Below are 20,648 nucleotides of genomic sequence, written 5' to 3' on the forward strand. Positions count from 1 at the left end.
ATCATTCCTCTAATAAAATCTTAAAATCATTCAAATCAAGTAAAAGCAAATTCTGTTCGCATATTTTATCAAATTCCTTGCTAAAACCATTTTTTGAGATTATAATGTAATAATTTGGAGTCAAATTTAAAGACTTTACTTTTGATTTTAAAAGATTTAAAATATTTTTACAAATTTTTTTATTTTTAAATTTAACTTCTCCGACAAAACACAAATTTTCATCTTGATAATAAAGATCAAGTTCTAAATTCTTATCCCAGTAGCTTTGCACTCCATTGATATTGAATTTTTTCTCAAGCAATTCTCTAGAAAGTTGTTCAAAACAAAAACTTTGATAAAGCTCAAATTTTTCCTTAATGCATTCTAAAACTTCTTTATAACGATTTTGCAAAATAAGCTTTTCATTGGGCTTTAAAAAATAAAAAAAGAAACGAGTAAAATGGTTGCTAAATATAATCTTATCTTGGACAACATAAGATCTTAGTTCTTTTTTGATTTTTTGTCTTTTATCTTTTATTTTTTTAGCTTCCTTACTATACTCAAGTTTTATTATACCTGTTTCTAAAAGATATTTAAGTGTAGATAAAGCTTTAAAATGCTGAATTTTTCTATTGATAGAAAAACGCTTGCGATTGTTTTTAGCTAGTAAAGTAAGAGCGTAAGAACTTGTTTCATCCAAGGCGAAATAACTTTTAATTTTTAGATAATCATCAAGCAAAATTCGCTCTATATTTGTAAATACATCGTCTTCAAAATTTAAAATGTTTAATTTTTCAAAACCTTCAAACACACTATAAAAATCAAAAAGCTTACTTAAAGACAAATTCTTATGCAAATCTACAAAGTTCTTAAATTTTATATTTTTCCTTTTATAAAGCATTTTTATAGTATAATTTTAGCAAATTTTTATAAGGATTGTATTTGCAAATTTCAGATTTAAAAAAAGAATTGATCTTAAAAAAAGGTATTTTGCATTTTGACTTCACAGCAAGTGCTTTAGCTCTAAAATGTGTAGAAAAAGAAATTTCAAAAATTCTCCCAACCTATGCAAACACACATTCTGATAGCTCTTTGAATTCTTTTAAAACTCAACAAATTTACGAACAAGCAAGAAAAGATATAAAAAAAAGTTTATCATTAGATGAAAATTTTGCCCTTATAGCCTGCGGAACAGGATCAAGCAGTGCTATTAAAAAATTTCAAGAATTGATCGGCATTTACATTCCCCCTCTTGTAAAAGAAAGATATTTTACGCAAATTGATAAAAATACCTTACCTTTAGTTATCGTAGGGCCTTATGAGCATCATTCTAATGAACTTTCATTTCGAGAAGGCTTGTGCGAATGTATTAGAATTCCCTTGGATAAAAATGGGGAAATTGATTTTGATTTTCTAGAAAAAACTTTACAAAAAAACAAAAAAAGAAAAATAATCGCTAGCTTTTCTTTAGCTTCAAATGTTACTGGGATATTAAGTGATTACAAACGCATTTCTGAAATGGTTCGTAAATTTAAAGGGATAGTTGCTTTTGATGCATCTAGTTTCATTCCCTATAAAAACATATCTTGTCAATACTATGATGCGTTGTTTATAAGTTCTCATAAATTAATCGGTGGTATTGGCGGTTCTGGACTTTTAGCTATCAAAAAAGATCTTTGTGGAAACAAGCCTAGCTTTGCAGCAGGTGGAACTGTGGGCTATGTTTCTCGCACTTCACAATGCTACCTTTGCAATGAAGAAGCTTTAGAAGAAGGAGGAACACCTGGAATTTTACAACTCATTCGCGCTAGCTTAGCTTTTAAAATCAAAGATTCTATAGGGATTAAAAATATAGAAAAAAAAGAAGAAATTCTAAAAGATTATTTTTTTGAAAAACTAAAAACTATACCTAATTTAATTTTATACGCAAAGAATTTAAAAACCCGATTGCCTATTTTTGCTTTCAATATCAAAGGAATTTCTCCTTTTGATATCGCTTACGAACTTAGTAAAAAATACCACATAGAAACACGCGCTGGATGTGCTTGTGCTGGGCCTTATGGTCATGATTTGCTAGGCTTAAAAGATAATCAAAAACTTAAAACAAAACCAGGTTGGTTAAGAATAAGCTTGCATTATACGCATGAAAAAGAGGATATTGATTATTTTTTTAATGCTTTAAATAAAACTATAATAAAATTATCACATTAAAATATTATAGTTTTATTATTATATATAAAAATTCTATCTTCAAAAGCCAAATCAAGTGCTTTTGAAAGAACATCTTTTTCTATATTTCTACCTGCTTGCTGCATATCTTGCCAAGTAAATTCATGGTTTACAGGCGAAACAGCTTGAGTGATAATAGGACCTTCATCAAGATTATTATTTACAAAATGTGCCGTAGCTCCAATTATTTTAACCCCTCTTTCAAAGGCTTGTTTATAAGGATTTGCTCCTATAAATGCAGGTAAAAAAGAATGGTGAATATTTATAATCTTGCCTTCAAAATGCCTAACAAAATCAGGAGATAAAATTCGCATATATTTTGCTAAAACCAAATAATCAAATTTATATTGTTCAAGACATTTTAAAATCTGATTTTCTTGCTCTTTACGATCTAAATTTTCAGCGCTGATAAAATGATAAGGAATTTCAAATTTCTCAACTAAATCCTTTAAAGAGTTGTGATTTGAAATCACAGCTTTGATATTTGCTTCAAGTTCGTTACTATAATGCTTTATTAGCAAATCTCCCAAACAATGACTTTCTTTAGTAGCAAAAACAACAATATCTTTTTTTCTCTTCTCGCAAAGCTCTATCAAGGCTTCTTGTCCAAGCATAGCCTCAAGCGTTCCTATAAAAGCTTCTTTATCAAACTCACCTTCTAAAAGAGCACGAAAAAAAAACATTCCTTCGCCTACAAATTCATCGTTTTTTACTATATTGATATGATATTTAAAAATAACATCAGAAATTCTATAGATTAAACCTTTTTGATCTTTGGTGCAAATTTTTAATACAGAAATCATTTAGCTAAACCTTTTATATATTCTTTTAATTCATTCTCTCTTGCTTCTTGAAGCTTTAGGCCAAGAATTTTACCACAAAATCCAGCATTTATGAAATCTTTTGCTAAAATTTTACTTTCAAACTTATTCTCATAAAGCCCTAATCTTTTAGCTTGCTCAATACGCTTTTTACTCCAAAGTCCAAGCCATTCCTTCAAAGGCATTTCAAAAGCAATTTTTGCTAGCTCAAAATCACTTATATCATCAAGATAAAAAGCTTGATTTGCGTATTTTAGGTATTCTTTTTGAAGTTTGGTTCTTTTAAAAAATATATCTTTTTCTAAATTAAAAAAATTCAAATACAAATACAAGAATAAAGCATCGCTTTTTACAAATTCTCTACTTTGTCTGAGCAAATTTTGAAATTCCAAACTCTTAAAAATACTCTCAAAGCCGAAAATCTGTTTTTCTAAGTCAAGTTCTTGCAAATATCTATAGCCGACATCAAGTCTAGGACTTTTAAAGAATTTATAAAGCTCCGCATTGATCCTATCTTTGCTAAGATCAGTTATATCCATACTTTGCATCAATTTCAAGCTTTCGCTAGTTATCTTAAAGTTAAACCTTGAAGCAAATACTACTGCTCTTAATACTCTTAAACTATCCTCTTGAAAGCTTTGTTTATCAATATGCCTTAAAAAGCCTGCTCCTAGATCTTTTAATCCTCCATAAAAATCTAAAAACTCATCGTTAAAAAGATTAATCATCATAGAATTTATGGTAAAATCGCGTCTTTTGGCGCCAAGTTTTTCATCATTACAAATTTGAACTTCAAAACCTTTATGTCCATAGCTTATTTTATTTTCGGTTCTAGCAAGAGCTAAATCATAATTTTTAAACTTATACACAAAAAAACTTTTTCCAAAGCCTTGTGCGCCCAATTTTTGCATAATCTTTTCAAAATCTTTAGGTTTTATATCATAAAGCTCTATATCATAGTCACAAATTTTTAAGCCTAAAAACAAATCCCTAACGCTACCTCCAACCAAATACGCTCGTTTGGTATAAGGCTTTAAAAACTCAGCAATAAACTGTAAATCGGGATTATTTTTTAAGCTTATCTTCGATATTTGCAAGTAAAAACTCTAAAAAATTTATGGTCAAGTTTAACCTATTTTCAAGATCATCTTTTTTTATACTATTTAAACCTTCAAAAAGAACTAAAATTCTCTCTCTAAGATGTTTTAAAAAAATATCCTCATTAAGCGTTTGAACCTCTGTCATAACACTAGGATTTAAAATTTCACTTTGTAAAAAAGGCTCTTCTTTTTTAAACTCTTCATTTTCCTGAGTAGAAATTTCAATATTATTTTGTATTTTTTGCTCTTCTTCAAATTTTGCCATAGAAATTTTATCTTCTAAGTCTTGCGGAGTATCAAGCTCTTCGCATACAAACTCCATAGGCGGTAATTCATCTTTTATTTCAGTTTTTCTATTTAATTCTTGTTCTTTTAAAATTTCATTTTGTCTTCTTTGCTCTTCCATGATAGAGCTAACTTCGCTAATGGTTTTTTTAGCTAAATCTTCCAAATTCATATTTTTATCAACCACCTTTTAAATTCATTAATTTCTTCATCGCTTTTCATATTAATAAAAAAATCCAACATTTGAGTGTTTAAATCTTTATGCTTGGATCTAAAACCACTAAGACGACGAACCGCATCGATAGCGTTTTGGTTATCTGGATCTTCTTTTAAGATATTTTTATAAATTTCTAAAGCTTCGTCTTTTAACCCTTGAGCCTCATAGATAGAAGCTTCAGTGACTGTATTTTTCATCACTGTTTCCTAAAATTTTTCTTTAATTCTAGCAAAAAGCTTTTTAATTTATCTTTAAGAAAATAAGATGATTTTTAATGTCTATTTTGTTTTAAACAATTTTTCTATATATTCTTTTTTTTCTTTCTCTAAGCTAGAATTTAATTCTTTTTGTTCTTTTTTAACTTGCACTTTTAAATCTTGATTTTTAAAATACACATAATCAATTCCAAAAATAACACCAATTATAACAAGCAATGGGATTAAAAATACCATATACTTTACACTTTAAGAAAATTGATTAAATACACTACCATAGTAGCGAATATTCTCAGCATTTTCATTTTTTTCTATCGTTTCTATTGCACCACTATTGATTGCTTTTTGGATATCATCATTTAAATCTTGATAAGAAAAAACCATATTAATGCTGATAATATTTGGCAATTTCTCAAGCATTTTATAAGAGTTTAATTCATCTTCTAAATTTTCACTTTCAATCACAACTATAATCTTTTCATTTTCACAAAGTTCTACAGAACAAAAAGGAATTTCAGATATAGCCTTTTTTAAATCATTTATATATTCTTCTTTTGCTAAAATCAAAACACTAGAAAGATTATTCATCAATACTCCTAAACATTATACTATCACCAAAGCCTGAAACGATAAAATCTTTATTGTTTAAAAAAATAATAAACTCACTCATCAAATTTTCATTATTAAAAGTTTTAACAGGCTTAAAATCACTTGTGCTAAAAACTTCACTAACTCCAGCTTCATTATCGCTATAAACAGCCAATTCTCCATTAGGACTTAAAGCACAAGTATATATCAAAAAATCTTTTTGTAAAAAATTTTGTTCTTCATTTTTTACAACTCCTATACGCCTATCCGTTCCACAACTTAAAATAACATTATTTTTAAAATCTACTTGATAGATATTATCTTTATGCATTTTATCATAGTTTTTCAACATCTTCCAATTTTTCAAATCAAAAAGTTCTACTTCGCCACTCTCAAAACCTGCAATTAGTCTACTCTTATCTTCATTTAAAACTGCATCATTAAGACTAGAATGGGAAAAATTAAATTTTTTTATATTTTTTAAACTTTTATCAATCAATTCTATTTCAGAACCAATAGAAATCAAAAGATAAGTATTTTCATTGATAAAAAATGCTTTTATTATGCTATTTTCTTCGAGCTTTTTGATTTGTAAATTTTCCTTATAAAAACTTAAATTTTTAGCACCAAAATCACCCTCGCTAAGTATTAAAAGTGTATGTTTAAAAATATCAATGTTGTAAATTTTAGCAAAATCATCACCATAATAATTTTTAATCTTTGGCAAAGATAAAAGTTCTTTTAAACTTTTATCTTTAATGTTATATTGCAAAATTTCACCTTTATCAGTGCCTATATATAAGTTTTGCTTATCAAGCTTTAAAGCTGTTATATTGGCATTTAATTTCAGCTCATAAGCATAAGACAAAACACAAAAAAGACTCAAAATAAAAAGAAATTTTTTCATTTATTTACTTTACACCCTCATTAATCACATCAATTAAATTTGAACGACTTTTTAATTGTTCATTTTTAAATTCAGGTTTAAAGCTATTTCCCACTAAAGGTTTTGCATCACTTTGTGGAACATGACACTGAGTGCAATTAAAACGACTATCACTAATCATATCTCCTGTGGTTTTATTGTGTCTAAAATCATAATAATGACTAGCAGGAAGTGGAGTTGCACCAGCATCTGCTGCTATAGCCTTATCATGGCAGCTTAAGCACATATTGTTATCTTTAGTTATAGGTAACAAATCTTCAATAGCATGCGGAATTAACGGTGGTGCATTTTCATAAGAACGCTCAAAACGAGTAGATTCCCCAGGCTGTAAAGTTGTGAAATTTGCCTCCACTAAATTTACTTTATTTTCATTTTCTAAACTTGCTTTTCTAAGTCCAATTTGTTCTGAACTTACCCCACTATTCATTGCACAAGCGGCAAAAAATACCACTGCAGCGCTTCCTAATAAAACCAATTTCTTCTTCATTATTTATTCCTTAAATCAAAAATATTAAAATTCAAAGCATCATCATTACAAACTTCTATACATCTTGCACACCTTATACACTCTCCTGATTTCACGCTAGTACTTTCTTTTCCAACCATCCACAAAACCTGTTTTTCAGGACAAATACGGATACATTCATAACATTTAGTGCATTTATCACTATCATGCTTTATTTTAAGCAAAGCAAAACGAGAAATAAAAGCATAAAAAGCTCCTAGTGGACAAAAATGTGAACAAATTGCCCTAGGACTTAAAAAAGTATCGATACAAAAAAGTATAAAGGCTACAAAAATCCAAGAACTTGTAGCAAAAATAATCCCTCTATGTATCATTCCTATATAAGAAAAACTTTCAAACACAGGCAATGAAAATACAAAAGAAAGGACTAAAACCAAGACCAATACAAAATAGCGTAAATTTTTAGGCAAAATTAAAAATTTATTATTAAGGGTTAATTTATTTCGCACAAAAGCAGCAAAATCTGTGATTAAATTAACAGGACAAACCCAAGAGCAAAAAACCCTTCCTAAAAGCAAACCATAGATAAAAAATATAATCAAAGCTCCTATTAAAGCCATTAAATCTATACTCCAGCTTGCTAGAATGATTTGCAAAACTGCAAAAGGATCGCTTAAAGGTATGGTATTAAAAAGTCTAGAAGAACTTAAATTTCCCTGCAAGATAAAATCTGTAGCTTTAAAACTAAAAAGCGCTAAAATTCCAAGCTGAACGATGCGTCTAGCAATTAAATACTTCATCACAGTTCTCCATCATTTAAATAATTGGTTGCTTTTTTAACATTAAAATGTTTTGAAGTATCTGCATTTTTTATACGACCTTCATCTTTTTCATCCCAGCCTTTTACATAATGAGATCCTGCTTTTCCCAATACATACTCCCTTGGCAAAACACGAATGGCCGGTTTTTCAGTAATACAAGCCAGTTCACAAAGCCCACAACCTACACACACTTCATGATCCACACTAGGTAGTAAAAAAGCATGTTTGGCGGTGCGTTCATTGCGTTTAAGCTCAAGTTTTAAAGCCCTATCTATCAAAGGACAAGCTCTATAACAAGCATCACATTGAATTCCCCAGTGTGCCACACAAGAAGCACTATCAACAATAGCAATACCCATTTTCAAAGATTCTATACCCTGCTCTAAATGCTTTTTATCTAAAGCATCAGTTGGACATTCTCTAATGCAAGGAATATCCTTACAAAGATAGCAAGGAATTTCTCTTGCCTTAAAAAAAGGCGTACCATTTTTTGGACTATCTAACAAGCTAGCAAGCTTTAAAGTATCATAAGGACAGGCTTTTACACAAAGCCCACAACGAACACATTTGCTTAAAAACCTAGCTTCATCTTCAGCCCCAGGAGGACGCAAAGCATAATTATCATCGGCTTTTAAAGCCAAATTAGCCAAAAATCCACCTCCTGTACATAAACATGCAGCCTTAAAGGCACTAACGAAAAATTCTCTTCTACCTTTCATTTAATCAAAACCCTAAATTAAGCCTTATAAATTTTTACAGCACATTTTTTAAAGTCAGTTTGTTTTGAAAGCGGACAAGTCGCATCCAAAGTAACTTTATTGATATATACATTCTCATCAAACCACGGCACATACACAAGTCCTACAGGCGGTTTGTTTCTTCCACGCATATCTACTCTTGCTTTTACTTTACCACGACGAGATTCCACCCAAACCAAATCACCTTGATTTAAGCCTAATTTCTCTCCATCTTTCTCACTCATATAGCAAAGTGCTTCAGGCACAGCACGGTAAAGCTCAGGCACACGCATAGTCATAGTTCCACTATGCCAATGCTCTAAAACCCTTCCTGTTGCAAGCCAGAACGGATACTCTTTACTTGGTCTTTCAGGTGCTTTCATAAATGGCCTAAAGAAAATTTTAGCCTTATTTTTAATACTGTGCTCTTTTTCATCTTTAGGAGCTATTAAATCCCCATTTGTAAGCATTTTGTTAAAATCACCATAAAAAGCAAAATCTGAATTTGGAGCCGCTTTTTTAGCATAATAATCAAATTTAGTATTAAATCTCCACTGTGTTTCCTTGCCATTAACCACAGGCCATCTTAAACCCCTTACTTTATGATAGGTATCAAAATCCGCTAAATCATGTCCGTGTCCTAAGCCAAATTTACGATATTCTTCCCAAAGATATTTTTGAACGAAAAAGCCATAGCCTGTAAATTCTTTTCCATCACTGCCTTGAATTTTTCTCTCATCACCTTTAACATCGGTATTATCAAAGCCTTTTGCGATGGCATCGTTTGGATTAAAGCTTTTTGCTTCTTTATTGGCAAATAGTACATCAAAAAGTGTATCATCTTCGCTATAACCCATAGCTTTTGCCTCTTCTAAAACGCTTGGCAAGGTAAGCTTATTATCCACTTTTTGCTCTTTCCAAACTTCTTTAAGCTTAAAGCGTTTTGCAAATTCTAAAATTTGCCAAGTATCACTCATGGCAGCACCCACAGGTAAGACTTGTTGTTTCCAATGTTGAGTTCTTCTTTCAGCATTACCATAAGCACCCCATTTTTCATAAATCATAGCACTTGGTAAAATAAGATCAGCTACTTTTGCTGAAATTCCAGGATAACAATCACTTACAACAATAAAATTATCCATTTCTCTTGCTGCTGCAATCCAGTGATTTGCATTTGCAGTGTTTTGCCATGGATTATTCACTTGCACCCATGCAAATTTAATTTTTCCATCTTCTAAATCTCTCATGATATTAAGATAAGGAGAACCTGGTTTTGGGTTGATAGTCTTTGCAGGAACTTTCCAAATTTTTTCAGAAATTTCTCTGTGTTTTGGATTGGCTACAACCATATCTGCAGGCAAACGATGTGAGAAAGTTCCTACTTCCCTAGCTGTTCCACAGGCACTTGGCTGTCCTGTTAAAGAAAAGGCTCCACTACCTGGTTTAGCTTGCTTTCCTAGCAAAAAATGTACCATATAAGCTTGTTCATTTACCCAAGAACCTCTTGTGTGTTGATTAAAGCCCATAGTCCAAAAACTTACGACTTTGCGATTTTTCTCTATGTAAAGATTAGCTAATTCTTGAAGTTTTTTCTTAAAATCTTCCAAAGACTCATTATCATCACCTTTGGCTACTCTTGCAGTGTATTCTAAAGTATAAGGGGCTAAACCTTTTTTAAATTCGTCAAAAGAAATTTCCCAGTTTTTATCAGCCACACCTTGATGTTTCATTTCAAATTTATCACCCGCTTTAACGCCAAGATAAGATAAAGAAGTAGCCTCTTCATCGTCTAAAGTGATTACATTTTCTTTTTCAACCGTATCTTTTTCACTTTCTTTAAATTTTGGATGATTTGGATTATTTCTCATACCATAACCAATATCAGCATAACCAGTTGCAAATACGCAGTGATCTTTGATAAATTTCATATCCATAGCCTCTGGATGATTATAAACAATCTCTCTTGCTATGTAGTTCCAAATAGCCAAATCTGTATTTGGTTTAAAAATAATTTCAATATCAGCAATATTTGAAGTACGGTTAGAAAAAGTGCTTAGATTAACAACTTTAACCTTATCAAGATTGCTTAGTTTTCTATCACTTACTCTTGACCAAAGGATTGGGTGCATTTCAGCCATATTAGCTCCCCAAGTGATAATAGTATCTGTAAGCTCTATATCATCATAACAGCCTGATGGCTCATCTACACCAAAAGTTTGCATAAAACCAACCACTGCAGAGGCCATACAATGTCTTGCATTTGGATCGATATTATTTGTTCTAAAACCCGCTTTTGCAAGCTTTAAAGCAGCATAACCTTCTTGGATAGTGTATTGCCCACTACCAAAAATCCCTATACCTGTAACGCCGAGTTCATTGTAGGCTTTTTTAAATTGTTTTTCCATTTCATCAAAGGCTCTTTGCCAAGAAACTTGTTGAAATTTGCCTTTTTTATCAAATTCGCCTTTTTCATTCATGCGAAGCAAAGGCATAACAAGACGATCTTCACCATACATGATCTTAGCATTAAAATAACCTTTGATACAATTAAGTCCGCGATTTACGGGTGCTGCAGGATCACCTTTTGTTGCTACGATTTTGCCATCTTTTCTAGCTATCATAATTCCACAGCCAGTTCCACAAAATCTACAAACAGCTTTATCCCATTTCCAATCTTCTTCTTGCGCGCCAAGCATAGAGCTTGGAACACTAAGCCCTGCAACACTAGCAGCACTTGCAATAGCGGTATTTTTAATAAAATCCCTTCTATTCATCCTTATTCCTCCAAAATAAAAAAATCATCTTATTATAAAAAATGAAGTATAAAAATCTCTTGAAATTTTAATAAAAATAATAATTTTAAAGCTCTATTTTATAGGAGTTTTATTGTCCTTTTTATATTATTATTACACAAAATAAATATTAAAAATAATCAACTTAACAATTAAAATATAATCAACTTAAAATAATAAAAAAATGAAGATATAAAAATTAAGCCCTAAGAATGGGCTTAATCAAAATTAATGGCAACCACAACCACCGCAGCAGCTAGAACCACCAAAAAATGCATCAAGTTTTGCAATATCTGGCATTTCTGTGATTTCATTTACAAGTTCTTTATATGCCACTTTACCCTCTTTAATCACAAATACGGCACGAGCTAAAAGCCCTTCTAAAGCACCTTCATTTATCAAAACACCATATTTTTCACCAAATTCTTTTGCCACAAAATCACTTGCAACACTTAAATTTTCAATACCTTCTGTACTGCAAAATCTTCCCATAGCAAAGGGTAAGTCCATACTTACTACAATCACTTCAGCACCATTGTAACTGGCTACTTTTTTATTAAATTCTCTAGCCTCTGTAGCACAAACTGGTGTATCTAAGCTTGGAACACTTAAAATGATTTGAGTTTTACCCGCTGCACCGATTTCAATCACGCTTAAATCTTTAGCTTTAAGATTTACCTTAGGAGCATCTGCTCCAACTTCTACTGAATTTCCTTTAAGTTTTACAGGATTTCCTTTAAAATTTACTGTACTCATTTAATTTCCTTTTTTGATATTTTAAACATTATTGCAATTAATGTTTTAGGAGTGATTATATCCTATAAATATTAATTATTTTTTAATTTCACTCAAAATTATTTTACTTCTTTCCAAGTATATTTTTTCCACACTTTTTGAGCTTCCTTACTCTTAATAAAATCTACAAATTCTAAAGCTTTTTTATTTTCTAAACCTTTTTTTGTAGGAGCAATTTCAGCTGCACGATAAATCACTGCATTTTTATCTTTGATAAATAAAGCTTTATCATCGCCTAAAGCCTTTGCCCAATGAGACCAAATGATTAAAGCATCAATATTTGGATTGTTATTCCACTCATCTACAGCAGCTTTGGAATTTTTAGCATAAATTTTTATATTTTTACGTAATTTTACCAAATTTTCTCTTTTTGCACTTTTTAAAGCCATATCTTCATAAAGTCCAACTTGTCCTGCACCATCAACCACCATAACATTTATGCCATCTTTTAAAATGTCTTCAAAATTTTTAATATTTTTTGGATTATTTGGACGCACGATAATACCTGATGGACGCACATTTAAAACGCTTAAATTTTCCAAACTTAAACTTGGAATTTTTTTAGCAAAATCATCCATCATTGAAGTATTGCCTGAAAAAATCAAATCTGCATTTTCTTTTGCTTTGTCTATCCAAGCTGGAGTTGGACCTGCGGTTACAATCACCTTTTCTTTTGTTTTTTCTTCAAATTTTAAAGCAAGCTCTTTTAGCACAGGAGCGGGACCACCTGGACCATAAACTAAAATTTCAGCATTTAAAAAACTTGCTGCTGCTAAACTTAAAATTAATATTTTTTTCATAAAATAAACCTTTCTTTATAATAATATAAAGGAAATTTTATCAATCTATAGTTAACTCTCCCTTGCAAAGCCCTGCTTCTATAAGAAAACGAGAAGGAGCGAAAGAAGTTTTTTTATTTTTATCATATTTAGCATAGCTTAAATAAAGTATATTTTTTGCCCTAGTTACTGCAACATAAAAAAGCCTTCTTTCCTCTTCTAAGCTTCCACCCATTCCCATAAGCTTTTGATTAGGAAAGCGACCTTGTGCAAGATCAATCACAAAAACAAGATCAAATTCCAAGCCCTTGCTTGCATGTACGCTAAGCAAATTAACTCCTTTGCCACTACTCATTTCACTTGCACCTAAAGTTAGAAAATTATAATACTTATAAATATCGCTATAATTTTTTGTAAGCTCTTTTAAGACATTGAATTTTGTTTCTATTTTTTCTAAATTTTCACTCTTTCTTAATAAATCCACCTGTCCTGCTTTATTTGTTGCTCTTTTGGTTGCAAGTTCTTCACAAATTTCTCTATAAAAAGAATTTTCACAAATTAAATTTACCAAAGTCAAAGAATGTTTTATTTCCATAGCTTTTTTTAAAAAAAGATAAATTTTTTCTAAATTTCTAGCACATAAATCATTGATTTTTGAAAGTTTTAAAATAGGATGTGCATCAAATTCACTCTCAAATTTAAAACGAGTTTCGCTGGCTAATTCTTCTAAATCCGCAAAAAGCCCAAGTTGATAATTTCTTTTTTGATGATTTTGCAAATTTACATTTTTATCAGGATCTAAAAAACCTTTTATTAAATTTCCATGCCCTAATTTTAAAAGTGCGTCAAAAATTTCTTTTGCTAAAACTCCACCCACACCTTTGGTATATTGAACCAAATGAATAAAAGCCATGATATCTTTAGGATTTACCACAAGAGCAAGCATAGAGCTAAAAGCTTTAACTTCTAAACTTTCAAAAAAACTTCCACTTCCCTTTCTCACACTTGCAATGCCCTGCTCCCTTAAAGCTACTTCAACCCCATCAGCACTTGAGTTGTTGCGAAAAATCACGGCAATTTCTTCCAAACTTACTCCGCTTGTAAGTATCATTTTGGCTATATTTTGATACTGATCAAATAATTCTTCAAAAGTAAGCAAAGATGGGGCTTTAAACTCATCATTTCTTGTAACAATAAGTTCTTTTGGATATAATCTTTCGTTATTTAAAATCACTTTATTAGCCAAAGCTAAAATACTTCTTGATGAACGGTAGTTTTTATTTAAAGAAAAAATTTTTGCATCTTTAAAACGATCTTTAAACCCACCTATGATATTAATATCCGCTCCATTAAAAGCATAAATACTTTGATCATAATCCCCTACGCAAAACAAACTTTTACTATGAAAAGCCTCTATTAAGGAACTTTGCAAAGTATTTGTGTCTTGATATTCATCTACTAAAATTTCATCAAATTCATATTTTTCTTCTTTTAAAAGATCTTTTAGATTGATAAGCAAGTCATTAAAATCTACATAATTAAAACGCTTTTTTTCATTATCATATTCTTTTAAAATATCTTCATAAATTTCAGCATAAATACTTTGATCTTCGTAGTTTTGGCAAAACCAAGTATAAAAATCTTGATTGTGCGCTTTGTTTTGAAACAAAGAATAAAGATCATATAAATAACTTGATTGATAAGGTTTTATATCACTTAAATGCCTAAAAGTTCTTTTTTCATAGACACTTTTAAGTAGAGTTTTTAACTCGCTTGCTTGCTTTAAGGCTATATTTTTATCCGCATTTCTAAGTAAGGTATAAGCCGTACTATGAAAAGTTCCTGCAAGTATTTTACTGGTAATATTTTTATCAAAAAATTTCCCTAAACGCCCTATCATTTCTTTACTGGCTTTATTTGTGAAAGTTAAAAGCATGATTTTTTGAGGTGCCACTCCCTTGCTTAAAAGATAAGAAATTCTTGCAACAATAGTAGAAGTTTTTCCCGTCCCTGCACTTGCAATAACAAGATTGTGTCCAAAATCAGCAGTAGCAGCAAGATATTGTTCATTATTTAATTTTGAAAGTGGCATTATTTTCCTTATAAAAGTTAAAATTATAAAAAAAAATTACTTAAAAATATAAAAATTTAAAATTACTTTATATTAGATTATAGTACAATGCTAAAATTATTTAACTTTCTGTTTTTAAGGGATAGCAAATGAATTTGAAAATTTTTTCTATTATTGTTGGCATATTAATTGCTGTTATTGTGATATTAGGTGGAACATATTATTATCTTTTTGAATATTCAAAACCAAAGAATTACACCTTAAATACCAACACTTACACCGAACAAAAATCGTATACCAATAACTACGATAATTCCTATTCACCCTCGATCCAAACCAACAATAGTTCATCAAATGTAAATACTAATAACAATACCATCCAAAAGCAAGAAACAAACCCATTAGATGAAAATCAAAGCTTAAATAACGATACATTTAATACATCAATAAGCGAAAACAATCAAAGCTTAAATAATGACACCAATACAAGTAATAATATTAATACAAATGAAAATAAGCAAATTTTAGATACGGATAAAGAAAAATTAAAACAAGAAAATAAACAAGCCAAAATAGAAGCTCTTAAAAAAGAAATCAGCAAACAACAAAAGATCTTAGAAAGAGAAAGAGCTGTAAAAAAAGAACTTCAATCAAACAAATCAAACAAAAATAAATATCTAAATACCGCTAGAGAGTATCTAAGCATAGGAAAAAACAGTCGTTTAGAACCTGAGCTTAGCACAGAAAATATGAAAGTTTACATTTTAGATGGAAAATTTTTAAGCCAATACAGAATCAATCTGTTAAAAGATATGCTAAGCGTTATACAAGATAATGCAAAAGATTATTATCTAAGTATTTTTGTTAAAATGCTACCAAAAGGGGAAATGAAATTAACTATCTATAACAAAGAAATTATCTTTTCAGATATGAAAAAAGCTTATAAATATATTAGTTTAGATAGATTAAGCCCATATTTAAACAATCCAAAAGAATTAAATGAACATGTAGCACGTGAAGAAATTTTAGAAAGACTTAAACTTCAAATTAAAAAAGACGGCAAAGGAAGTGATTTTTCTAAACATATCAAAAGTTTGAAAACTGGACTTAATACAGCACAATATTTCTTCCCGTTTTGTGAAATTATAGAAATTAGCTCTATTAAATAAGCTAAAACAATAAAGGCAAATAATGTATGATAAAAATTTAGAAAAAGAGTATTATCAAATTTGCGAAGAACGCGGATATTTTGAAATCGATGGCAATAAAACCATACAAGAAAAAGATAAAAATTTCTGCATTATGATGCCTCCTCCTAATGTCACTGGAGTTTTACACATAGGACATGCTTTAACTTTTACTCTACAAGATATTATGACGCGTTATAAAAGAATGGATGGCTATAAGGTTCTTTATCAACCAGGGCTTGATCACGCAGGTATTGCCACTCAAAATGTTGTAGAAAAACAACTCCTTGCTCAAGGCATTAAAAAAGAAGAACTAGGTAGAGAGAAATTTATAGAAAAAGTCTGGGAGTGGAAAGAGCAAAGCGGTGGAAAAATTTTAGACCAAATGAGAACTCTAGGCATCACTCCTGCATGGAGTCGCTTGCGTTTTACTATGGATGAAGGTTTGGTTAATGCCGTAAAAAAAGCCTTTGTAGAACTTTATGATAAAAGACTTATTGTACGTGGAAACTACATGATAAATTGGTGTACTCATGATGGCGCTTTAAGTGATATAGAAGTTGAATACAAAGAAAACAAAGGAAAACTTTATCATATTAAATACTTTTTAAAAGATAGCGATGAATTTTTAGTAGTAGCCACAACGCGTCCTGAAACTTTTTTTGGCGATACTGCAGTTATGGTGCATCCTGATGATGAACGCTATGCTAAATTTGTGGACAAAGAAGTGATTTTGCCTATAAGCAAAAAAGCCATTAAAATCATAGCCGATAAACATGTAGAAAAAGAATTTGGAACAGGAGTTGTAAAAGTTACTCCCGCTCATGACATGAACGATTATGAAGTAGGACTTAGACATAATTTAGATTTTATAAGTGTTTTTGATGAAAAAGGAATTTTAAACGAACATTGTTTAGAGTTTCAAGGTTTAGAACGCTTAGAAGCAAGAGAAAAAATCGTAGCCAAACTTGAAAGTCTTGGTTTTATAGAAAAAATAGAAGAGTATAACAATCAAATAGGATATTGTTATCGTTGCAACAATATAGTTGAACCTTATATCTCCAAACAATGGTTTGTAAAAAAAGAAATCGCCCAAGAAAGTATAGAAAAAGTTGCGCTTGGAGAAAGTAAATTTTACCCAAATCACTGGATAAATAGCTTTAATGCTTGGATGAAAGATTTAAGAGATTGGTGTATTTCAAGACAACTTTGGTGGGGGCATCAAATTCCTGTGTATTATTGCGAATGCTCTCATGAATGGGCAAGCCAACATACGCCTAAAACTTGTCCAAAATGTCAAAGTCAAAATTTCAAACAAGATGAAGATGTACTTGATACTTGGTTTTCTTCAGGACTTTGGGCTATGAGTACTCTAGGCTGGGGGAATGAAAATTGGGGTAAAGATAAAATTTGGTCTGAAAAGGATTTAAAAGATTTTTATCCCAATTCTTTACTCATTACAGGTTTTGATATTTTATTTTTCTGGGTGGCTAGAATGATGTTTCAAAGCACTAATGCCTTACATCAACTTCCTTTTAAAGATATTTATTTACATGCTCTTGTGAAAGATGAGCAAGGTAGAAAAATGAGCAAAAGCCTTGGAAATGTCATCGATCCAAATGAAAGCATTAAAGAATATAGTGCTGATATTTTACGCTTTACTTTAGCACTTCTTGCTATACAAGGACGCGATATTAAACTTAGCAATGATAAACTTTTACAAGTTAGAAATTTTACAAATAAAATTTATAATGCTACAAATTATCTGCTTTTAAATGAAAGTAAATTTGAAGATTTGGAAAATATCACACTTCATTCAGAATTAGCAAAATATATTTATGCCAAATTTCAAACTTGTGTTAAGGATGTAAGAGAAAATTTAGACAATTATCGCTTTAATGATGCAGCCAATACTCTATATAAATTCTTTTGGGATGATTTTTGCGATTGGGGTATAGAGCTTAGCAAAGCCGAAAAATCGAGCGTTGAAGAACTTGGTAGTATTTTCAAAGAAGCTTTAAAACTTTTAAATCCTTTCATGCCTTTTATCAGCGAGTATTTATACCACAAACTAAGCGATACAGAACTTAAAACAAGCCCTTCTATTATGATAAGCAAATATCCAAAATTTAAAGAACAAGATAAAAATATAGAAAAAATCTTTTCTTTGCTCATAGAAAGCATAGTTAGTATCCGCCGTGCTAAAAGTTTAATCGATCTTGGAAATTCTAAAATAGAAAAAGCTTATATCAAATTTAACGATAAAAAAATCAAAGATGAAATCAAAGCTTATATGAATTTTATCATAATGCTCGCAAAGTGCGAGCAAATAGAATTTAGTGAAGAAAAATTACCAAAGGCAATATGTGATGTTAGCGAGAATTTAGAAATTTTTATTACGCTTGAAAATGTTGATTTAAGTGGTATTTTAACAAGACTTGAAAATCAAAAAAATAAGCTTGAAAAAGAAAGTTTCAAGCTTAACTCCATGCTTTCAAATGAAAAATTCATCGCTAACGCACCTAAAGAGGTGGTGGAGCAAAATAAAGAAGCTCTAGAAAATTTAAAAATTCAACTTGAAAAAATATCAGTTGAACTTCAAAATCTAAGAGGTTAAAAATTTGATAAAAATAAAAAATTTAAAAAAATATTATGGCAAGGAACTCGTGATAAACGATGTTTCTTTGGAGATTAAAAAGGGTGAAATTTACGCCATAGTAGGTCATAGTGGAGCTGGAAAATCCACTCTTTTAAGATGTATTAATGGACTTGAGAATTATCAAGAAGGAAGTTTAAAAGTCTTTGATCAAGAAATTAAAGATTTAAGTCAAAAAAAATCAAAAGAGTTAAGAATGCTTAGAAAAGATATAGGGATGATTTTTCAAAATTTTGCCCTAATGGAGCGCAAAAATGTATTTGAAAATGTTGCTATGCCTTTAAGAACACACTATACTCAGTGTAAATTTCATGCCAAGCTTTTTAATAAAGAATACATGAGCGAAAAAGAAATTGCCCAAAAAGTCAATTCCTTACTTGAAATCGTAGGGCTTGATCATAAAAACAAATCCTACCCAAGAGAACTGAGCGGAGGGCAAAAACAACGCGTTGCTATTGCTAGAGCCTTAGCTTTAAACCCAAAAATTTTACTTAGTGACGAAGCTACTTCGGCTCTTGATCCAAACACTACAAAAAATATTTTAGAGCTTATATCTAAAATCAATGCTGAATTTGGGATTACTGTTGTTTTAGTAACTCACGAAATGGATGTGGTAAAAGACATAGCTCAAAAAGCTTTATTACTTGAACATGGACAAATCATAGGAAGTGGAGCAATTGATGAGCTTTTTTTAAGGCCTAATGCCAAAATGAAAGAATTTTTAGGAGAAAGCGACTTCTTGCCTGAGCACGGACTTAATATCAAACTTTACTTTCCAAAAGAAGTTGCCCAAAATAGCGTCATCACTCATATGGCAAGAACTCTAAATATAGACTTTAACATAGTTTGGGGTAAAATAGAAAAACTGAATGGAAAAGCCTTGGGAAATTTAGTTATAAATATAAATGAAAAGGATAAAGACAAGGTTCTTGATTACATAGAAAAAAGTGGAGTATTATGGGAGGTGGCATCATGAATGAAGAAAACATCTCTATCATCAGTGCTTTTTTTAGTAGAATTTCTCAATTTTTTAATGAATTTTCTTGGCAGGATATTAAAGAAGTGAGTTTAAGTTCTATTACAAGTTTCAGTGAAAATTATGAAAACATTTTAAAACCTGCGCTTAATGAAACAATTTATATGAGTTTAATGGCTGTACTATTTGGATTTTTATTGGCTATCATTCCTGGAATTTTACTTGCTATTTGGGATAAAAATGGAATTAAAGAAAATAAAATCGCTTATAGTATTTTAGATTTTATTACCAATATATTACGCGCCTTTCCATTTTTAATTCTTATAGTTGTTCTTTTACCACTTTCTAAAATCATAGTAGGCACAAGCATAGGTACAAATGCTGCCATAGTTCCTTTAGCTATCGGAATAGCTCCTTATTTGGCAAAGATGCTTGAAAGCGCTTTTAAAGAAATAGACAAAGGAATCATAGAAGCAGCAAAAAGTTATGGTGCTAGCAATATTCAAATTATCTTCAAGGTTATCTTTAGTGAGGCCCTTCCTGCTATAATTAGCGGAATTACCCTAACTTTGATCTTTACCATTGGTTTTTCTGCTCTTGCTGGAACTGTCGGTGGTGGAGGTTTGGGAGATGTCGCTATTCGCTATGGTTATGAAAGATTTAACAAAGAAGTTATGATTCAAACTGTAGTTATTTTACTTATATTAGTTCAGTTAGTTCAAATTCTAGGTAATTTATTTTATACTTGGGCTAAAAATAGTAAAACTACATATATCATTGCCACTCTATTGATTTTACTTGGAGTTAGTATAGTTATCAATATAAACAATGATGAAAATTTCTTTTGGCAAGTAATTGTTTTTATCTTATTTTTAGGAAGTTTGCTTTATAAAGGTTTCAAAAAATAAGGAGATTATATCTCCTTTTAAGATAAATATAAGTTTTTTTAAGTAAAATTTAAACAAAAAACTAAAGGAATTAAAATGAT

The 20,648-nt window shown here is 30.4% G+C and carries 20 protein-coding genes; 5 read left to right on the plus strand and 15 right to left on the minus strand.

Going from position 1 to position 20,648, the window contains the following annotated elements; all coding sequences use genetic code 11:
* Position 1: 1 nt before the first annotated feature.
* Positions 2-880, minus strand: a complete 879-nt coding sequence (locus FBF10_RS06425) for a DUF234 domain-containing protein (protein ID WP_079263633.1) — start codon at positions 878-880, stop codon at positions 2-4.
* Positions 881-915: 35 nt separating this feature from the next.
* Here FBF10_RS06425 and FBF10_RS06430 point away from each other — a divergent pair, with 35 nt between their 5' ends.
* A complete protein-coding gene (locus tag FBF10_RS06430; RefSeq protein WP_002860760.1) occupies positions 916-2,190 on the plus strand; it encodes an aminotransferase class V-fold PLP-dependent enzyme in 1,275 nt (424 codons plus the stop codon).
* On the opposite strand, the gene purU is transcribed toward FBF10_RS06430, so the two are convergent.
* From purU to FBF10_RS06500, 14 genes are all read right to left on the minus strand, one after another.
* Complete coding sequence (gene purU / locus FBF10_RS06435) at positions 2,187-3,011, minus strand: formyltetrahydrofolate deformylase (protein WP_002859821.1); 825 nt, start codon at positions 3,009-3,011, stop codon at positions 2,187-2,189. The genes FBF10_RS06430 and purU overlap by 4 nt on opposite strands.
* Positions 3,008-4,126, minus strand: coding sequence for a CCA tRNA nucleotidyltransferase (locus FBF10_RS06440; RefSeq protein ID WP_020246962.1), 1,119 nt, complete (start codon positions 4,124-4,126; stop codon positions 3,008-3,010). The genes purU and FBF10_RS06440 overlap by 4 nt, the downstream gene beginning before the upstream one ends.
* On the minus strand, positions 4,095-4,586 hold the full coding sequence (locus FBF10_RS06445) for a hypothetical protein (protein WP_002867966.1): 492 nt from the start codon (positions 4,584-4,586) through the stop codon (positions 4,095-4,097). Before FBF10_RS06445 ends, FBF10_RS06440 begins: the two co-directional genes overlap by 32 nt.
* Positions 4,583-4,831: a tetratricopeptide repeat protein gene (locus FBF10_RS06450; RefSeq protein ID WP_002859818.1), complete on the minus strand. Its 249-nt coding sequence runs from the start codon at positions 4,829-4,831 to the stop codon at positions 4,583-4,585. The genes FBF10_RS06445 and FBF10_RS06450 overlap by 4 nt, the downstream gene beginning before the upstream one ends.
* Before the next feature lie 78 nt (positions 4,832-4,909).
* A complete protein-coding gene (tatA2, locus tag FBF10_RS06455) occupies positions 4,910-5,083 on the minus strand; it encodes a Sec-independent protein translocase subunit TatA2 (RefSeq protein WP_002888942.1) in 174 nt (57 codons plus the stop codon).
* A gap of 12 nt (positions 5,084-5,095) precedes the next feature.
* Positions 5,096-5,434, minus strand: a complete 339-nt coding sequence (locus tag FBF10_RS06460) for a chaperone NapD (RefSeq protein ID WP_002867967.1) — start codon at positions 5,432-5,434, stop codon at positions 5,096-5,098.
* On the minus strand, positions 5,427-6,341 hold the full coding sequence (locus FBF10_RS06465) for a WD40 repeat domain-containing protein (protein ID WP_002873491.1): 915 nt from the start codon (positions 6,339-6,341) through the stop codon (positions 5,427-5,429). Before FBF10_RS06465 ends, FBF10_RS06460 begins: the two co-directional genes overlap by 8 nt.
* Before the next feature lie 4 nt (positions 6,342-6,345).
* Positions 6,346-6,870 (minus strand): nitrate reductase cytochrome c-type subunit, encoded by a 525-nt coding sequence (locus tag FBF10_RS06470; protein ID WP_010891887.1) that lies wholly within the window; start codon positions 6,868-6,870, stop codon positions 6,346-6,348.
* A complete protein-coding gene (gene napH, locus FBF10_RS06475; protein WP_010891886.1) occupies positions 6,867-7,649 on the minus strand; it encodes a quinol dehydrogenase ferredoxin subunit NapH in 783 nt (260 codons plus the stop codon). Before napH ends, FBF10_RS06470 begins: the two co-directional genes overlap by 4 nt.
* On the minus strand, positions 7,646-8,386 hold the full coding sequence (gene napG, locus FBF10_RS06480) for a ferredoxin-type protein NapG (RefSeq protein ID WP_002888939.1): 741 nt from the start codon (positions 8,384-8,386) through the stop codon (positions 7,646-7,648). The genes napH and napG overlap by 4 nt, the downstream gene beginning before the upstream one ends.
* 17 nt (positions 8,387-8,403) lie before the next feature.
* Positions 8,404-11,178: a periplasmic nitrate reductase subunit alpha gene (gene napA / locus FBF10_RS06485; protein ID WP_002852404.1), complete on the minus strand. Its 2,775-nt coding sequence runs from the start codon at positions 11,176-11,178 to the stop codon at positions 8,404-8,406.
* Positions 11,179-11,424: 246 nt separating this feature from the next.
* A complete protein-coding gene (gene tpx, locus FBF10_RS06490) occupies positions 11,425-11,952 on the minus strand; it encodes a thiol peroxidase (protein ID WP_002856712.1) in 528 nt (175 codons plus the stop codon).
* A gap of 98 nt (positions 11,953-12,050) precedes the next feature.
* Positions 12,051-12,791, minus strand: coding sequence for an AcfC family adhesin PEB2 (gene peb2, locus FBF10_RS06495; RefSeq protein ID WP_002856943.1), 741 nt, complete (start codon positions 12,789-12,791; stop codon positions 12,051-12,053).
* Positions 12,792-12,831: 40 nt separating this feature from the next.
* Positions 12,832-14,862 (minus strand): ATP-dependent helicase, encoded by a 2,031-nt coding sequence (locus FBF10_RS06500; RefSeq protein WP_002857005.1) that lies wholly within the window; start codon positions 14,860-14,862, stop codon positions 12,832-12,834.
* Positions 14,863-14,990: 128 nt separating this feature from the next.
* Here FBF10_RS06500 and FBF10_RS06505 point away from each other — a divergent pair, with 128 nt between their 5' ends.
* The 4 genes from FBF10_RS06505 to FBF10_RS06520 are packed head-to-tail and all read left to right on the plus strand — an operon-like array spanning position 14,991 to position 20,568.
* On the plus strand, positions 14,991-16,010 hold the full coding sequence (locus FBF10_RS06505) for a hypothetical protein (protein ID WP_002888937.1): 1,020 nt from the start codon (positions 14,991-14,993) through the stop codon (positions 16,008-16,010).
* Between the two features lie 22 nt (positions 16,011-16,032).
* The gene (locus FBF10_RS06510) at positions 16,033-18,645 is read left to right on the plus strand and encodes a valine--tRNA ligase (RefSeq protein ID WP_002888935.1); all 2,613 of its coding nucleotides are present in this window, start codon (positions 16,033-16,035) and stop codon (positions 18,643-18,645) included.
* 4 nt (positions 18,646-18,649) lie between these two features.
* Entirely contained in the window at positions 18,650-19,660 is a 1,011-nt protein-coding gene (locus tag FBF10_RS06515) for a methionine ABC transporter ATP-binding protein (RefSeq protein ID WP_002852619.1), read from the plus strand.
* On the plus strand, positions 19,657-20,568 hold the full coding sequence (locus FBF10_RS06520; RefSeq protein ID WP_002861419.1) for a methionine ABC transporter permease: 912 nt from the start codon (positions 19,657-19,659) through the stop codon (positions 20,566-20,568). Before FBF10_RS06515 ends, FBF10_RS06520 begins: the two co-directional genes overlap by 4 nt.
* The last annotated feature ends 80 nt before the right edge of the window (positions 20,569-20,648 follow it).

The sequence above is a fragment of the Campylobacter sp. CFSAN093249 genome, from assembly GCF_011067895.1.
Taxonomy (GTDB): Bacteria; Campylobacterota; Campylobacteria; order Campylobacterales; family Campylobacteraceae; genus Campylobacter_D; species Campylobacter_D jejuni.

Excerpts from the sequence above, each read along its gene's own strand:
- tatA2 (WP_002888942.1), bottom strand. The coding sequence starts at position 5,083 with ATGGTATTTTTAATCCCATTGCTTGTTATAATTGGTGTTATTTTTGGA.
- FBF10_RS06445 (WP_002867966.1), bottom strand. The coding sequence starts at position 4,586 with ATGAATTTGGAAGATTTAGCTAAAAAAACCATTAGCGAAGTTAGCTCT.
- purU (WP_002859821.1), bottom strand. The coding sequence starts at position 3,011 with ATGATTTCTGTATTAAAAATTTGCACCAAAGATCAAAAAGGTTTAATC.
- FBF10_RS06425 (WP_079263633.1), bottom strand. The coding sequence starts at position 880 with ATGCTTTATAAAAGGAAAAATATAAAATTTAAGAACTTTGTAGATTTG.
- napG (WP_002888939.1), bottom strand. The coding sequence starts at position 8,386 with ATGAAAGGTAGAAGAGAATTTTTCGTTAGTGCCTTTAAGGCTGCATGT.
- tpx (WP_002856712.1), bottom strand. The coding sequence starts at position 11,952 with ATGAGTACAGTAAATTTTAAAGGAAATCCTGTAAAACTTAAAGGAAAT.
- FBF10_RS06460 (WP_002867967.1), bottom strand. The coding sequence starts at position 5,434 with ATGAATAATCTTTCTAGTGTTTTGATTTTAGCAAAAGAAGAATATATA.
- peb2 (WP_002856943.1), bottom strand. The coding sequence starts at position 12,791 with ATGAAAAAAATATTAATTTTAAGTTTAGCAGCAGCAAGTTTTTTAAAT.
- FBF10_RS06465 (WP_002873491.1), bottom strand. The coding sequence starts at position 6,341 with ATGAAAAAATTTCTTTTTATTTTGAGTCTTTTTTGTGTTTTGTCTTAT.
- napA (WP_002852404.1), bottom strand. The coding sequence starts at position 11,178 with ATGAATAGAAGGGATTTTATTAAAAATACCGCTATTGCAAGTGCTGCT.
- FBF10_RS06510 (WP_002888935.1), top strand. The coding sequence starts at position 16,033 with ATGTATGATAAAAATTTAGAAAAAGAGTATTATCAAATTTGCGAAGAA.
- FBF10_RS06520 (WP_002861419.1), top strand. The coding sequence starts at position 19,657 with ATGAATGAAGAAAACATCTCTATCATCAGTGCTTTTTTTAGTAGAATT.
- FBF10_RS06505 (WP_002888937.1), top strand. The coding sequence starts at position 14,991 with ATGAATTTGAAAATTTTTTCTATTATTGTTGGCATATTAATTGCTGTT.
- FBF10_RS06500 (WP_002857005.1), bottom strand. The coding sequence starts at position 14,862 with ATGCCACTTTCAAAATTAAATAATGAACAATATCTTGCTGCTACTGCT.